Source organism: Methylocystis sp. MJC1 (assembly GCF_026427715.1).
GTDB lineage: Bacteria > Pseudomonadota > Alphaproteobacteria > Rhizobiales > Beijerinckiaceae > Methylocystis.
In genome coordinates, this window is sequence record NZ_CP107558.1 from 2,208,376 (window position 1) to 2,224,388 (window position 16,013).

Sequence of the window (16,013 nt, forward strand, 5' to 3'; positions counted from 1 at the left end):
AGCCCGACCGGGAATCCAGAGCCACAAAGGCGCTGGTTTTGCTCTGGATTCCCGATCGCTCGCTGCGCGAGCATCGGGAATACACCGAACCAATCAAGCGAATTTCGTATCATACGCTCAAGCGGTCTTCGCTTGTTGCGCTGGTAGCGGCGCAGCCTGCGCGTCGCCCGCTCCGATGTTGCGGATCATCTCGAAAGTGTCGGCCAGCGCTTTATCGAGTAGAGCGATGTTCTCCGCTCCAACGGACCCATCGGAATTGGCCCGCCGCTCGATGTCCTCCGCCATCGCGACGACGCGGTCGACGGCGATGTTGACGCTCATGGATTTCAACGCATGCGCCGCGCGCCCAATCTTGACCTGGTCGCCGGCGTCGAGGGCCTCTCGCATCTCCGCGACGGATTTAGGCGCATGATCGAGATAAAGGCCGAATACGCGTCTCAGAAATGGCGTCGGCCCGTCGTTGGCGAGCAGCCCCAGCCCGCTCAGCTTTTTCTCGTTAAGCAAAGGCGCGTCGAAGCACCGCGTCGCCTGATTCTCGGCTCGTGACGTCGACTTCTCGCTTTTTGTCGTCGCTCCCTGGCTGCGCGGCTTGAAGGTGTCGAGGCATTCGGCGAGGGATCGGATCGTGTAGGGCTTGTACAGTACGCCGTCCATTCCTGCGGCCTTCCAGGCGTCCGCCGCTCTCCCGACGACATGCGCGGTGAGCGCGATGATTGGGACACGCTCCTTGCCGGCCGCGCCCCCGCGCTCTCGAATGCGTCGCGCAGCTTCGAAGCCGTCGACCTCCGGCATGCTCACGTCCATCAGCACGATGTCGAAGTCGCCGTTTTCGACCGCCGTAACGGCTTCCAGTCCGTTTTCCGCCGTCTCAACAATGGCGCCAAGCTGCCCGAGCGTCTCGATGGCGACCTCGCGATTGATGGCGGTGTCGTCCGCCACCAGCACTCTCAAGCCTTCGTGCCTGGGCAAAGCGACCGCGCCGGACGCTCGCCTGTCATCGGCGCCGCCCAGCATATGCCCGACCTTTATCTTACTCAGGAGACTGACGAGCTCCGAACGCCTCAGCGGACATGACACCGCGGCGTCCGCCCGCCCATCGCGAACCATGAGATGCGCCGCCGGGTCGCCGAAGGTCGCGAGGCACAGGACATAGCCATCCTCCCGACGCTCCACTGCGTCGATGCGATGCGGATCGGCGATCACAAGGTCCGCGACGAGGATTTCGCCCCGCGCCTCGGCGGCGTCATATCCGGCTTCCCGAAGATAGCGCAGAACGGTCGCCCGCGTGGCGTCGCCCTTTACGGCGACCAACGCCGTCGCGCCGGCTTTGCGCGGGCTCGGCCAATTCGCAGGTTTTTCGCACGCGCCAGCGGGAATGGAGAACGCGAAGGTGGAGCCGCGCCCATGGACGCTCTTGACCTCGAGTTCGCCCTCCATGCATTCGATCAATCGTTTGCTGATGGCGAGGCCGAGCCCCGTGCCGCCAAAACGGCGCGTCGTCGATTGATCGGCTTGCGTGAAGGCGCCGAAAATGTCGCGCAGCTTATGCGCGCGAATCCCTATCCCGGTGTCGGTGACGGCGAAGCGGATGCGCGAGAGATTTTTAGGGTCTGGACCGACTTTCAGGATCACCGAGCCGGACTCGGTGAACTTCAACGCGTTGTTGACCAGGTTGGCGATGATTTGATTTATCCGGACAGGGTCGCCTGTCATCAGGCGGGGCGTCGCCGGCGAGACATAGGAAACGAGATCGAGTCCTTTCTCGCGCGCGCGTTCCGCAAAGAGGCTCGTGACGTCTTCGGCCAACGCGGCAGGATCGAGCGCGATCTTCTCCAATTGAAGCTTGCCGGATTCGGTTTTCGAGAAGTCCAATATGTCGTTGATGATCGCCAGCAGTATCTGGCCCGATTTGGAAATGACTTCCGCATAGCGGCGTTGGCGCTCGGGCAGGTCGGAAGCGGCGAGGAGCTCGGCCATCACCATCACGCCATTCATGGGCGTGCGGATTTCGTGGCTCATCGTCGCGAGGAAGTCCGATTTTGCTGAATTGGCGCTTTCAGCGGCCTCTTTTGCAATCCGCAGATCGCGCGTTCGATCGCTCACGTCTTTTTCGAGGTCGCGCCGATGCGCCGCGAGGCTCTTGTCGCGTTCTTCGAGCTCCTCCAACATCGCGTTGAAGCCGTCGATCAGCAAGCCGACCTCATCGTCGCTCTTCGAAATCACCCGATCCGTATAATCGTGACTGCGACGAATGCGCCAGATCGCGTCGCTCAGTTCGAGAATAGGTTTCGTGAAAACCTTCTGCAGCCTGAAGGCGACGAGCAAGCCAACACCGAGCGCCATGGCGGAGCCGAGCGCCATTCCCTTGAAGGCGTCCTGCAGTTCTTCCGCGAGATCGCGCGTATCTGCGACGAGGACGAAACGACCGACATTGACGCCGCCGTTGATAATGGGAACTTCGACCTGGATGCTACGGCTCGATAAAATCGCAAGCGGCGAGATCGACAGGGCCTCTCCTTCGGTTACGCGCAAGTCGCCATCGAGTTGCGTGGCGCCGCCCATGACGGCGAGGAGCTGGCCGCGGCTTTCAACGCGCGCATAGATCAAATCGGGAATTTGCCCGATCGCCTTGATGACCTGATAGACAGCGTTCTGATCGCGCGCCGCCACTCCACGCGCCGCCGCCGCGGCGAAAACGTGCGCGGATGCGAACAGGGACTTGGACTTTGTCTCGGCGTAATGGCTTGTCTGGCGCCAGAGAAGCACCCCGCTCATCGCGATCGCCGACGTCGCCACAGCAATCGTAACGAGCATGGCCAGCTTTCGGGCGATCGACTTCTTCGGCGCCCTGTTTGCTGTCATGCGAGACGAACCAGTCTCACTCATTCCTTCGTCCCCCAGCCGACTGGGCCATGGCTTCTAGGTTCATTTGCTCAAGTAGCTGTAGCCCGGGTTCATGCCGCCGGGGACAGGGACATTGGTCTTGCCGTAGTCGGAGTTCAGAATCAGGTTGGGACCGCCGTATAGCTGCATGCGCCGGGCGACGATGATGGTGAAGGCGGACGCCTGTCCGATCGTCTTATTGGCGTTGACCTCGAGCTGCCCGCGCGAAAGGTAAATCGTGCCCAGCAGATTCGAGGCGTTGTCGCTGAGGATTTCGTGCGTGTGCAACAGCGGCTCCGCGCGGTCCTCGAAAAACAATATCCCTGCCAGCGGGCCGCTCGTCGGCGCGGTCAAGCTCACCGATGAATCCGTGGCGAATTTGAAGACTGCGTTCGCGCCGGTCAGATAAACGCCTGCGCCCAGCGACGTGAAAGTCGACCCGCCTTCGACGATGAGCGGGCCGTCCTTCATCACATATTCGCCGGCAGAAAGCGTCACCGTCGCGCCGTTGGTCACCTTGAGCCCGCCGCAATAAACGCCGGGCATCAGCGTCATCGTGCCACCCGAAATCAATTCGTTGTTGTGCGTGCAGGCGCCGACCGGCGGCGGCGCGCGCGCTGCCAGCGGATCGGGAACGACGGGACAGTCCGTCAGCGGATCCGGATTGAAATTGACCTTGGAGCCGACCTTGCCGCCGGAGCTGCAAATCATGCCGGCCGTCAGCACCGAAGCATCGGCGCCGGTCAACCCCTGGGGACTTTTGGAGTTGGATTGGACCGCGCAAAACTGCGCGGTGACCTTGGCGCTCTCCTCGAGATAAATCGCACGAGCGCCTTTGTCCTCGAGCGCAAGCGCGCAAATCGGGAAACCATTGGTGCGCGCGACGGCCTGCGCGCTCAAGGCCACAGATTGCTTGTAGACGACACGCAAGAGCTTTGGATCATAGAGGCCGCTGACATTCACCTGCACGGCGCTGTTATTGTCTATGAGCGACGCCGAAATGGCGACCGAACTCAAGGGTTGCGCCGACCGCATCAGCACGCTCTGGGCGGCCGTCTTGGCCAAAGACGAGACGTCGAACCCGCTCATTCGCGCCAGCCGCAGCTCACGCGCCGCGCGGAGCGCTCCCGCATCGGCCGCCGCCTGAAGTTGGCTCTTCAGATTGCTGATCGTCAGAAAATCAAAACCCGCGCCAGCGACAGCGATGAGCGGTAGCAGCGCGAGCGACCAGACGACCGCGACGCTTCCCCGCCGATCTGCGGAGGCGATCCTCAAGCCGCATAGCTGGCGGGAGAACAGCGCGGCCAGGCAGCGCGCCACTCTCACTGATCGGCTCGTCATGCTGCCTCTGTGCCGGCGAAGCTGGGGTTTCCAGCGCGTGCGCTCGGGCTGGGCAAGAAAATCTCGATAAGGGTTGCGCCTTCGGCGCGTTTCTCGCTCCTTAGCGCGCCGCCATGAAGCTCGATAACGCAGCGCGCGAAGGCCATCCCCATGCCTTGGCGACTTTCAAGACAAACGGCCGGCGGGGTCTGTGACGCGTCTGTCGCGACGATTGTTACGAGCGCGCCGCCGTCCGGCGTTCGCGACATGGCCAAATCCACATGCCCCGCACCGCGCATGACGTCTTCTGCGAGATGGCCAATTGCGCGCGCGAGCCGCATCAGATCGCATCGGACGTCGAACGTCTCCGTCGGCTTATGGATGTCCACCAAGACCAGGCGCAACCATTCCGGCGAAATGTCCGCGACGACGGCGTCGAGAATCTTGCTTGCCGGATATTCGTCTTCCGAGAGCCGCGACGAGCCCGCAGAAAGCTCGGCGGATTGAACGAGGTCCATGAAATCGTCTTGCAGCTGTCGCGCTGCGGCGTCGATCTGCGCCGCATATTTCAGATAGCTTTCTCCTACCGGACCGTCGATTTGCTGCCGGATACAGTCGGAAAAGCCGATGATGTCGTTTAGGGGCGTGCCCGCCTCCAGCGAGATCAACGAGAGAAGGCTGTTCGTCAATTTCAGCAATTCATCGGAACGCTTGCGCTCGCGCCGCAAAGCGGTTTCCATCTGCGCCGTGCGCAAGACATGACGAACAGAGTAACTGAGCTGACGCCAGTTGATTGGTTTCGCGGCAAAGAAATTGACGCCGAGCTGGAAGGCGCGATCAATCGACGCGATGTCGTCACGCCCGGTCAACATCATGACGGGAAGGCCGGCGAACCTCGGCTCCGCGCGCAACTTTTCCAGCAGCCCGAAGCCATCGAGAACCGGCATTTCGACATCGAGAAGCACGATATCGAAAGACTCTTTGTGCAGTCGCTCCCAGGCCTCTGCGCCGTTTGAAGCCGTCTCAATAATTGTTGCAGGCGTCGCGAGATGCACTTTAGCGAATTCGGCCAGAATTGGATCGTCGTCGACGAACAAGAGACGCGTCTCGTCGTCGAGCACGAATGTCCATTTGTTTGCCGCTTGCTCCGACACTTCTTTCTCCGGCTGGGCCGACCAGAAGTATCGCCAGGCGTTTAAAATAGCGTATATTGCTTGATCTGTGCCGGCTAAGGGACGGAAAGGGATGAGTTTAAGGGGGCTGTCGATGCAATTTTAACTTATCGTTAATCCTGTGAGTTCATTCAACGTAAATGGTAGTTCTGCTTCATTGAAGGAGAGTTATCGGCGCTTCGGTCACTTTGGGCAAGTTTTATGTGCAATTTCCTACGCTGGGCGATGCGTGACCACGGGCGGATGGCGAGGGACATGCGCCGCTCATTGAAAAATGGCGATTTCCGTCTCGTCTACCAGCCGATCATCGACGCCAGGGACGAGACGATGGTAGGAGTCGAGGCGCTGTGCCGATGGCGCCACCCTGTTCGCGGCGAGACGCCGCCCTCCGCCTTCATCGCTATCGCCGAGGAATCCGGCCTGATCGAGCAGCTCGGTCTGTTCGTGTTGCGGCAGGCATGTCTCGACGCCCGCAATTGGCCGGGCGTCATTGTCTCGGTCAACGTCTCGCCCCGCCAGTTCGAAGACGAGCGGTTTCCGGAAGCGGTACTGAAGATTCTGGCTGAAACGGGCTTGGAGCCGTCGCGGCTGGAGCTCGAACTCACCGAGAATCTGGCGGTCGTGGATCTCGATCTCGCGCGCGCCAAAATGCTGGCCCTCCAAAATCACGGCGTGCGCGTCGCGCTCGATGATTTTGGCTCCGGCCATTCGAGCCTCAATTATTTGCTGTCTCTTCCTTTCGATAAACTCAAGGTCGACAGGTTCTTCGTGTCGAAAATTGAGTCCGGCTCCGCGAGCGCCGCGATCATCCACGCCATCGTGAGCATTGGACGCGCGCTCGGCATGCATGTCACCGCGGAAGGCGTAGAAACCGCCGAACAGCAGCAGTTCCTACGCGTGGCGGGCGTCCACTCCTTCCAGGGATTTCGATTTAGCCGCCCCGTCGACGCCAGCGAGATTTCATCGAGGCTCCAGGCGCAACAGGCGCTGGCCCAGCTCCTCCCTACGCCGCCGGCGCCCTTGACGATGGCGGTCGACGCGCACGGCCTCTCGTGACCTCGCTTTTGATGGCGCCTTAGCGCGCTTTCCGCTCGCATGGTTCTATGCGAGCGGAAAGCGCGCAGTTTCAAAAAGCTGGAGCGCATTCTTATCGCAAAAGTCTGTCAACTTTTGCGGAATGCGCTCTCGAATTTACCAAGCCGCGCCGTGCTCGATTTCTTCCATGTCCGAGTCGGAAAGGCCAAAGTGATGGCCGATCTCATGGACGAGCACATGGGTGATGATGTCGCCCAGCGTATCCTCGCTCTCCGCCCAGAAATCAAGGATCGGTCGGCGATAGAGCCAGACCATGTTGGGCTCGGCCCCGGTCTCGGAGAGATGCGCGCCATCCGCCAGGCCCCGTCCGCGGAAGAGGCCGAGAAGATCGAACTCGGTCTCGCACTCCATCTCGTCGAGCGTCTCCTCGTCGGGGAAGTCTTCGACGTGGAACACAACGCCTTCACAAAGACGGGTGAATTTTTTGGGCAACGCCGCAAAGGCGGCATCTGCGAGCGCTTCGATTTCAGCAAGCGTCGGCGCGCTCAATCGCGCCCATTCAAGTGATGCATCAGCCATGATTCGAACTATGCCATTTTCTGCCGTGGCGAAACAACTCCTCAGTTTTCGCAACAATTTAATGAAGCAATTTCGAGACGATTAAGGGTTCACTCGCCAAAGTAACCGCGATCGATCCGGGAAAAATTCCCCAAGGTTTGCGGAGTTTAGCATGCTCAAAGGCGCAAGACGTCTCTTCGAGCCGCGCACCAAAAAAGAAGCGATACGTCTGGTCTGTGCTTTCACGGCAATCGCCATCACAGTTGCTATCGCCGTCGTCGTCGTCAGCAGCCTTTGGGCGGGCACGCCAATGGGCCCCTCGCTCATTCGGGCGGTCGTCATCCCGCTGATGCTCGCGCCCTGGATGGTTTGGACGATCGCGCGCTTCTCCCTGCGCCTGGAAGAAATGCGCCTCGAGCTGGAGAAGCTGGTGCGCACGGATCCGCTCAGCGGCGCGCTCAACCGGCGTGGGGTTGCTGAATTTGCCGACAAGGCTTTCGCGGAGCGACGGGAGAAAGATAAATTCTGCGCGATCGTCATCGACATCGATCGCTTCAAGACGATCAACGACAATCACGGACATGCCGCCGGCGACGCCGTCATCGCGCAGGTGGTGGAGATAGCGCGCCAGATGGCGCGCTCCGTGAATTGCGCTATCGGCCGGCTCGGCGGCGACGAGCTTGTTGTTCTGATCGTCGAGCAAACGCTCGAAGACTCATTAGTCATGGCGGAACGTCTGCGCGACGCCATCGAGCACGCGGTTTTCCTGCACGAAGAGACCCGCCTCACCGTGACGACGAGCATCGGCGTCGCCGCGTCGGACCCTGCCGACAAAAACGCCGAGGCTGTCCTCAGACGCGCGGATCATTCGCTTTACGCCGCGAAATCCGCCGGCCGCAATCGCGTGCGGGCGGCGGCTTAGCAACCATAAAAAAGGGACCGCCGCAGCGATCCCTTTTCGTCCGTCTGGCTGGGACGCCGCTTAGCGCCAGTTGCGCACGTCGACGAAGCGGCCCGCGATCGCCGCCGCCGCCGCCATGGCGGGAGAGACGAGATGGGTGCGGCCCTTGAAGCCCTGGCGGCCTTCGAAATTGCGGTTCGAGGTCGAGGCGCAGCGCTCGCCCGGCGCCAGGCGGTCCGGGTTCATGGCGAGGCACATGGAGCAACCCGGCTCGCGCCATTCGAAGCCGGCGGCGAGGAAAATCTTGTCGAGCCCCTCGGCCTCCGCCTGTTCCTTCACGAGCCCAGAGCCCGGAACGACCATGGCGTTGACGCGCTCGGCCACCTTCTTGCCCTCGACCATTTTCGCAGCGGCGCGAAGATCCTCGATGCGGCCATTGGTGCAGGAGCCGATGAAGACTCGGTCGATTTCGATGTCCGTCATCTTCTCCCCGCCCGCGAGGCCCATATAGGCGAGCGAGCGCTCGATCGCGGCGCGCTTCTGCGGGCTCTTGGCCGAATCGGGGGTCGGCACGCGACCGTCAATGCGGGCGACGTCCTCGGGGCTCGTGCCCCAGGTGACGATCGGCGGCAGACTGGCGGCGTCGAGCTTCACGATCTTGTCAAAATGCGCGCCCGCGTCGGTGTAGAGCGTCTCCCAATATTTGCGAGCCATGTCGAAGGCCTCGCCCTTGGGGCCCTTGGGGCGGTCCTTCAGATAGGCGAAGGTCTTCTCGTCCGGCGCGATGAGGCCGGCGCGGGCGCCGCCTTCGATCGTCATGTTGCAGACGGTCATGCGGCCTTCCATCGAGAGGTCGCGGATGGCTTCGCCGGCAAATTCGATGACATGGCCGGTGCCGCCGGCCGTGCCGATCTCGCCGATGATGGCCAGGATGATGTCCTTGGCCGTGGCGCCGTCGGCGAGCTTGCCGTCGACCTGCACCAGCATATTCGCGGCCTTCTTCTGGATCAGCGTCTGGGTTGCGAGCACATGCTCGACCTCGGAAGTGCCGATGCCATGCGCCAGCGCGCCAAAGGCCCCATGCGTCGAGGTGTGGCTGTCGCCGCAGACGATGGTCATGCCCGGCAGCGTGAAGCCCTGCTCCGGCCCGACGATATGGACGACGCCCTGACGATGGTCGTGCTCATTGTAATATTCGACGCCGAATTCCTTGGCGTTGACCGCGAGCTGCTCGACCTGCGCCTTGCTCTCAGGGTCTTCGATCGGGAGCGAGCGGTCGGTGGTCGGCACATTGTGATCGACCACGGCCAGCGTCTTCTGCGGCGCGCGAACCTTGCGGCCGGACATGCGCAGGCCTTCGAACGCCTGAGGGCTCGTCACCTCATGGATGAGATGGCGGTCGATATAGAGCAGGCAGGCGCCGTCATCCTGGCGGTCGACGACATGGTCGTCCCAGATCTTGTCGTAAAGCGTGCGCGGCCCGGTCGAATTGGACATGGTCTTTCCTTAACGCCGCTATTGCGGCCCCACTTGAATTGAGGGTCTTCTAACCGTAACGCAAGCGCCATGGAAGAGCGTTCGCGGCCCGACTGCCCATCGCGCATAGCGCGCCGCCCTCCCCGCGAGGGGCTGGCGTATGCACACATCGTCGCTTCCCGTCATGGCCGGGCTTGTCCCGGCCATCCACGCCGTGCAGACGCTGGCGCGTGCGGGTTCGGCGCGTTTGCTGCCGAGCGCAACAGCCTGTCGGACAGCGCGACCCGAGGTGGACCGTATCCCTTGGCGTGGATGGCCGGGACAAGCCCGGCCATGACGACTCCGAAGTGCGTGACTCCCGTAGCCCTGGAGGGGATGGATTCGCTCACGTCCCGGAGGCGGCCGTGACCTCCCCCGCCCTGCCCCCCGGGCTTGCCGCGGCGCTCGCGGCGCAATTGGAGCGACGGCCGCGTAAGGCGCTTGCCGAGAGCGCCGAACGTCTTTCCGACAGCTACCGCGCCCGTAAGCCCACGAGCGAGGCGATCCGAACCGAGACCGACGCGCTTGCCTATGCGCTCACGCGGATGCCGGCGACCTACGCCGCGGCCATTACGGTGTTGGGCCGGCTTGCCGAGGAGCAGCCGGGGTTCTCGCCGAAAAGCCTCCTCGACGTCGGCTGCGGCCTGGGCGCCGCGGCCTACGCCGCCAGCGCTGTCTGGCCGGAGCTCGGCCAGATTGAAATGGTCGACCGCAGCCGCGCCTTTCTGGCGATGGTCGAGGCGCTCGCCGCCGAGGCGGGGCTGCTGACGGGCGCCAGAATCACCGCCGCCGATATGACGCGGCTGCAAGATAGCCAGGACAAATCAGACCTCGTCGTCGTCGCCTATGTGCTGACCGAGCTGAGCGACGCCGATTTGCTCGGCGTCGCCGAGAGCCTATGGTCGCGAACCGGCGGGGCGCTCGCCATTCTCGAGCCCGGCACGCCGCGCGATCACCAAAGATTGATGGGCGTGCGCGCGCGGCTCATCGAGCGCGGCGCCACCATCCTTGCCCCTTGCGCGCATGCGCGCCCCTGCCCGCTCGCGCCGCCCGACTGGTGCCATTTCTCGGTGCGCCTGCCGCGCTCGCGGGAACATAAATTGCTGAAAGGCGCGGCGGCGCCCTTTGAAGACGAGAAGTTTTGTTATCTCGTCGCAGCGCGCCAGGGCGAAAGCGCCAAGGCGCGCATCCTCGCCCCGCCGCGCCACAGCAAGGCGGGCGTCGTAGTAAAGCTTTGCGATACAAATGGCTTGACCGAAAAATTCCTGCCAAAGCGCAATAAGGCTCGCTATGAAAGCATTCGCAGGAAAGAATGGGGCGACGCTCTCGACGTCCCGCCGGAGGAAGCCTGATGAACAGACCGAGGGTTGCGCCTTACCTCACCGCCAGCCCGGCGGCCGCGGCGATCGCCTTTTATACAGGCGCGTTCGAGGCCAAGCAGCGCGCCCTGATGCCCTCGGTCGATGGCCTGCGCATCGCCCATTGTGAATTGCTGATCAACGGCGGCTCGGTGATGCTCGCGGATTTCTTCCCTGAGCTCGGCCAAACTCGCGTCCCGATGCCCGGCGACACCGCAACCGTCTCGATCAGCCTGGAATATGACACGGGAAAGCAGGTCGACGACACCTGCTCCCGCGCCGCCAAGCTCGGCGCCAAGATTGAAACGCAGCCGACGAATTCTTTTTGGGGCACCCGTTACGCGACGCTGCGCGACCCTTTCGGACATCGCTGGATCTTGAACGGGCCGCTGGATAAATAGACTGCAGCCGCGCCACCGCCGCTATTTGTGAGAAACTACGGCGTCATTCTCATCACTGAAGCGGCCCCCACCCTTAATCCCTCCCCGCAAGAGGGAGGGAGGCGGCTCGCGCCCGAGTTTGTCATCCCTACTTGCCGGTGTGATCCCTAACGACGCCGCTCCACTCCCTCCCCCCACGAGGTGGCGGGGAGGGATTAAGGGTGGGGGGCGATGCAGCTCCGCGCGCGTCTCAGAAAAACCGACCAGCGCCAAATTCCCCGCCGCCATTTTCGGCGCGAGGCGATACAAGAAGCCGGGACGCCCCGGCCCCGTTCGGCCGGTAGCGTGAGAGAACAAGCGCATCGGGGCATGAGCGTCCCAGCTGCGGTCTTTATTCGCGCGCACCTTTCCGAGCCGAAGTAGCGCCATCCTGTGGCGGTTCCTTCGTTCGGCACAGTCGCCAGACGGCGACTGCTTCTTTCCCGAGCGACTTACGTCGCCCGAGCGCGTCGCAAGGGGTCAACATGCGCCGCCTTCGGTCCGCCGGCGCTTTCCCTTTCGGTACTCGGGCCGCGTGTCGCGGACACGAAAACTATGCCCAGCCTTTGCGTGGGATTGCTCCCATGCAGCCTCCCCACGAAGGAGAAGGCACGGCGGGCGGCGCCGGACTCCCGCACGGAACGAGGGTCGTCGCTCCGCGCTTAACCGACCCCGCCGGCGCCGCCGACCCTGACGGCGCCCCTGCAAGTTGGCGAGGCGGAAGCGAGCATAAGGGAGGTTTGGAGCGTGGGGATAAATTAGGCGGCGAAATTTTCGATGAAGAGCGCAATCACCCAACCTCTCCCCGCGCGCAGCGCGGGGAGAGGTTGGGTGAGGGGCCTGGGGGATTAGTAGAAACGAGAAACGCCACAAGGCGCATGGGTTTTCTACATGCGGCCCGGGCTCCGGCCCCGGCCCCTCACCTAACCTCTCCCCGCATAGCCCGTCTGAAGACGGGCGTCTTCGACGCCCTACGCGGGGGAAGGACCGCCCAAAACAAAACCGCCCGGGCCTCTCGGCGCCGGGCGGCGAAAAATAGTCTCCTAAGCCGTAAGGATTACTCCCTCGCGGCCTTGGGCTTGGTCTCGACGCGTTCGGCGATGCGGGCCGACTTGCCGCGACGGTCGCGCAGATAATAGAGCTTGGCGCGGCGGACCTTGCCGCGGCGGACCACCTTGATCGAATCGATCAGCGGCCCGTACATCGGGAAGACGCGCTCGACGCCCTCGCCGTAGGAAATCTTGCGGACAGTGAAGCTCTCGTTGAGGCCCCCGCCATTACGGGCGATCACAACGCCCTCATAGGCCTGCACGCGGCTGCGGTCGCCTTCCTTCACCTTCACGTTCACGACGACGGTGTCACCGGGGCGGAAGTCGGGGATCGCCTTGCCTTCGATGAGCTTGGCGGCCTGTTCGGCCTCGAGCTGCTCAATGATGTTCATAACCGTAAACTCCTGCCGTTTCGTCTGTAGCCTTTCGGCCGACGAGCGTTTCGGAACGCTGTTTTAGTTGAGGCCGCTCCCAATACATCAGAGGGCGACTTTTGTCGAGTGCGCAGACGCGAAAGAACCCTCTTGCGCCGCAAAAGAAAGTGGCGCGCCGGGGACCCTCCTTCTCGACATCCGACCTATATAGCCTTGCCGGGGCGGCTGGCCATGAAAACTCGAGAAGGGGAGCCCAGAATGACCCAGCACGAGGAGCGCCAAGGAGAACGCGGCGGCGCCGCGAGGGCGGCAGCTTCGGATCTGATGAGCGAGGGACGACAACGGTTCGAACATATGGCGGACGCCCAGGCCCAGTTCTGGGATCGGATTCAGGACTCCAACCGCAAATGGCTCGATCGGATGCAGAGCGAGGCGTCTATCGCAGCCGATTTCGCCAACAAGCTGACCTCGGCCAAATCTTTCACGGAGACTGCCAGCATTTTCCAGAACTGGACCGTCAAACATATGGAAATGGCGACCGAGGACGCCCGCCGCCTGCTCTCCGACACGCAGGACATCATTGCCGCGGGCACGCGCTTCTGGACAAATATCGGCGACGGCAAAAGCCGCGGGCATTAACGCTTATCCCCAAGAATGACGCGCGCTCGCACGATACAGAGCGTTGCCGCGCACGAAGGCCCCGAGCAAAGCGGGCCTTCGTGTGGGGAATGCGCTTGATCGGCTCCCCTGTCATACGGATTCGGATCGAATAGCTCGTTTTACCGAGTGTCATAAGAGATCCGCTTGATTGCTTCGGTGTCATTCCCGATCGCTCGCGAAGCGAGCGATCGGGAATCCAGTGCAAAACCAACGCTTTTGTGGCTCTGGATTCCCGGTCGGGCCTTCAGCCCGCCGGGAATGACAAAGACCCATGCGCGCTGTTCAAACGGAAGTGGTGTCATACTCAGGAGGCTGAAAGCCCGACCGACAATCGAGAGCCGCTCGCTTCGCGAACCTCGGGAATGACAAAAGCCCGAAACGAGACGTTCAAGCGGCTCATTCCTCCTCGCGATCATGGGTGAAGCCGACCTTTATCGTAACCTGATATTTCTCAACATTGCCCTTGCCGATACGGCCGCGGATCTGGACGACCTCGAACCATTGCAGATTGCGCAAGGTCAATCCGGCGCGCTGAATCGCCGTGGCGATCGCGCCTTCGACACTGTCTGGCGAGGTCCCAACAAGCTCGACGATCTTGTAAACCGAGCCTTCCATGACATGCTCCCCCTGCCGCTCGAACTGAACGGAATGTAGAGCGGCGCGGGTTCAGGTCATCGGTCGCGGTTGCGGCGGCGGCGCGTCAGAACTTCTTGACCTCTATCCCATGCTTCTGCAGCGCATAGCCGATCTGGCGCGGCGTGAGGCCGAGAAGACGCGCGGCCTTCGCCTTCACCCAGCCGGCGCGCTCCATGGCGTCGACGAGCTTCTCGTAATCGGTGCGCGGGTCTTTCTCGATGACCGTGCAATTCTCGGCGCCTGGGCAGGTATCTCCCGGGGCCGGCGCGCAGGCGCTGACCGCCTCGGCGGGCGGCGCTGGGGGACGCACCGGCGGCGGGGGCGGCGGGGCGACGATGGGCAGCGGCGTCACGCCCGTCGGCCATTTCGACGACGAACCGCTCCAGAGGATGGCGGAGAGGCAACCGTCCTTGCGACAGGAGAAATCCTTGTCGATGATAACGTCGCCATGGGCGAGGGTCGCCGTGCGATAGACGCAGTTCTCCAGCTCGCGAATATTGCCGGGGAAGCCGCATTCGTCGAGCACGCTCATCGCGGATTCGGAGAACTTCAGCTTACCGCCCTGCTCCGAATTGAACCGGCGCAGGAACTCATTGGCCAGCAGATCCATATCCCCCTTGCGGTCGCGCAGCGGCGGCAGGAAGATCGGCACCACGCTGATGCGATAGTAAAGATCGGCGCGGAATTCGCCGCGCTGCACCGCCTCTTCGAGATTTCGGTTGGTCGCACAGACGAGGCGAACGTCGACTTTCAACGTGCGCGACCCACCGACGCGTTCGAACTCGCCCTCTTGCAGCACGCGCAGGAGCTTGGCCTGGAAGGACGGCGTGATCTCCCCGATCTCGTCCAGGAACAAGGTGCCGCCGTCGGCGAGCTCGAAGCGGCCCTTGCGCATATTGGCCGCGCCGGTGAAGGCGCCGCGCTCATGGCCGAACAGCTCGGATTCGAGCACGCTCTCGGGCAGGGCCGCGCAATTGAGCTTGATGAACGGTTTGTTGCGCCGCGGAGACTGATCATGGATCGCGGCGGCGAACAGCTCCTTGCCCGTGCCGGACTCGCCGCGCAGCAGGACTGTCGATTTGGCCTTGGCGACGATGCGGATTTTTTCGACGACGGCGCGCACCGCCGGGCTGTCGCCGACAATGCCCTTGAGGCCTTCGGCCTTCACTTCCGGCGGAATGGCCGATTTCTCCCGCCAGGCGCTTTCGATCATCAATCTTTCGCGATCGCGCGCAATGAGCTTGTGCAGCCGCAGCGTCTGCCCCACCAGATTGGCGATCATGGTGAGAAAACGCACGTCGTGATCGAAGAGCACGGAGGACCGGGTGTTGCGCGCCCGATCGACGGTCAGCGTGCCGACGACGGCGTCGCCATCCTTGATCGGCACGCCGATCATTGAAAAGGACTGGCCGTCCTCATTGCCCCAATCCGCGAGGTCCATGCCTTCGAACAGCGGCGACGTGGCGACGTCGTCGATGACGACCGGCATTTTGGTCGCGACGATCTGGCCGACCGCGCGCTCCGGCAGGCGATCGAAAAACACTTTCGCGGCGCCTTCGCTCCAACCGGAGCCGACGACGACCTCGGGCGCGCCTTTTGCGTCGAGCAGCGCGATCAAACCATGGCGCATATCGAGGAAGCTCGATAGCAGGGTCAATACGCCCGCGAGCACATTCTCCAGTCGGTTCGGGGACGCAAGCAGTTTCGAGATTTCATAAATTCCGACCAGCGCGGTTTCGCCGTAAACCATCGCGCGCGAAGAGGTGGCGCCAATGGAGCCGCCGAGTTCAAGACCCATGGGAGCCTCATGACAGGCGTTGTTGTGCGTCGCCACATAAAAGCAACTATCGCGCCAACTCCGAAATCCTAAATAAAACTTGGAAGTTCAACCGATTGGGGATTCGGACCTACTCCTTGGAACGATTATAAAAACAAGCCGAGTGGCGCAATTTTATCCCCGGCGCCGATTCATGTGGCGCCCATTTCGAGTGCGTGGCGCGGGCCCAATTGAATGTCGCCTTGCGAACATTTGTCCGAAGGCTTTGCGACAACTAGCCGCGCCTCTCGGGGCGCCGCAAGGAAATCCTCAACAGCAACATTTCCAATTGGTTACTTCTGATTTTTGTCAATGGC

At 62.4% G+C, this 16,013-nt stretch carries 13 protein-coding genes; 5 read left to right on the top strand and 8 right to left on the bottom strand.

The window, feature by feature from the left end:
• Positions 1–117: 117 nt before the first annotated feature.
• From OGR47_RS10790 to OGR47_RS10800, 3 genes are read right to left on the bottom strand one after another with little or no spacing between them, the layout of a single operon-like run.
• Entirely contained in the window at positions 118–2,886 is a 2,769-nt protein-coding gene (locus tag OGR47_RS10790) for a hybrid sensor histidine kinase/response regulator (RefSeq protein WP_267270085.1), read from the bottom strand.
• Between the two features lie 39 nt (positions 2,887–2,925).
• A complete protein-coding gene (locus tag OGR47_RS10795) occupies positions 2,926–4,224 on the bottom strand; it encodes a pilus assembly protein TadG-related protein (protein WP_165048980.1) in 1,299 nt (432 codons plus the stop codon).
• Positions 4,221–5,357 (bottom strand): response regulator, encoded by a 1,137-nt coding sequence (locus tag OGR47_RS10800; RefSeq protein WP_165048982.1) that lies wholly within the window; start codon positions 5,355–5,357, stop codon positions 4,221–4,223. The genes OGR47_RS10795 and OGR47_RS10800 overlap by 4 nt, the downstream gene beginning before the upstream one ends.
• Before the next feature lie 273 nt (positions 5,358–5,630).
• Here OGR47_RS10800 and OGR47_RS10805 point away from each other — a divergent pair, with 273 nt between their 5' ends.
• Positions 5,631–6,431 (top strand): putative bifunctional diguanylate cyclase/phosphodiesterase, encoded by an 801-nt coding sequence (locus OGR47_RS10805; protein WP_165048984.1) that lies wholly within the window; start codon positions 5,631–5,633, stop codon positions 6,429–6,431.
• A gap of 135 nt (positions 6,432–6,566) precedes the next feature.
• Here the strand turns inward: OGR47_RS10805 and OGR47_RS10810 are convergent, their stop codons facing one another.
• Positions 6,567–6,989 carry a metallopeptidase family protein gene (locus OGR47_RS10810; RefSeq protein WP_206527389.1) on the bottom strand — a complete coding sequence of 141 codons (423 nt, stop codon included), beginning with the start codon at positions 6,987–6,989 and terminating at the stop codon, positions 6,567–6,569.
• Between the two features lie 151 nt (positions 6,990–7,140).
• Between OGR47_RS10810 and OGR47_RS10815 the strand changes: the two genes are divergently transcribed.
• A complete protein-coding gene (locus tag OGR47_RS10815; RefSeq protein ID WP_165048986.1) occupies positions 7,141–7,890 on the top strand; it encodes a GGDEF domain-containing protein in 750 nt (249 codons plus the stop codon).
• A 60-nt stretch (positions 7,891–7,950) separates the two neighbouring features.
• On the opposite strand, the gene leuC is transcribed toward OGR47_RS10815, so the two are convergent.
• Complete coding sequence (gene leuC / locus OGR47_RS10820) at positions 7,951–9,366, bottom strand: 3-isopropylmalate dehydratase large subunit (protein WP_165048988.1); 1,416 nt, start codon at positions 9,364–9,366, stop codon at positions 7,951–7,953.
• A gap of 383 nt (positions 9,367–9,749) precedes the next feature.
• Between leuC and OGR47_RS10825 the strand changes: the two genes are divergently transcribed.
• Positions 9,750–10,736: a small ribosomal subunit Rsm22 family protein gene (locus OGR47_RS10825; RefSeq protein WP_165048991.1), complete on the top strand. Its 987-nt coding sequence runs from the start codon at positions 9,750–9,752 to the stop codon at positions 10,734–10,736.
• Positions 10,736–11,143, top strand: coding sequence for a VOC family protein (locus OGR47_RS10830; RefSeq protein ID WP_165048993.1), 408 nt, complete (start codon positions 10,736–10,738; stop codon positions 11,141–11,143). Before OGR47_RS10825 ends, OGR47_RS10830 begins: the two co-directional genes overlap by 1 nt.
• 1,075 nt (positions 11,144–12,218) lie before the next feature.
• Here OGR47_RS10830 and rplS read toward each other — a convergent pair.
• Positions 12,219–12,602, bottom strand: coding sequence for a 50S ribosomal protein L19 (gene rplS / locus OGR47_RS10835; RefSeq protein WP_165048995.1), 384 nt, complete (start codon positions 12,600–12,602; stop codon positions 12,219–12,221).
• A gap of 240 nt (positions 12,603–12,842) precedes the next feature.
• Here rplS and OGR47_RS10840 point away from each other — a divergent pair, with 240 nt between their 5' ends.
• Entirely contained in the window at positions 12,843–13,223 is a 381-nt protein-coding gene (locus OGR47_RS10840; RefSeq protein WP_246729558.1) for a hypothetical protein, read from the top strand.
• A gap of 417 nt (positions 13,224–13,640) precedes the next feature.
• Here OGR47_RS10840 and OGR47_RS10845 read toward each other — a convergent pair whose 3' ends face one another.
• Together OGR47_RS10845 and nifA are read right to left on the bottom strand one after the other, a co-directional pair.
• The gene (locus OGR47_RS10845; protein ID WP_165048997.1) at positions 13,641–13,859 is read right to left on the bottom strand and encodes a dodecin; all 219 of its coding nucleotides are present in this window, start codon (positions 13,857–13,859) and stop codon (positions 13,641–13,643) included.
• Between the two features lie 85 nt (positions 13,860–13,944).
• Positions 13,945–15,678 (bottom strand): nif-specific transcriptional activator NifA, encoded by a 1,734-nt coding sequence (gene nifA, locus OGR47_RS10850; RefSeq protein ID WP_165048999.1) that lies wholly within the window; start codon positions 15,676–15,678, stop codon positions 13,945–13,947.
• Between the last annotated feature and the right edge of the window lie 335 nt (positions 15,679–16,013).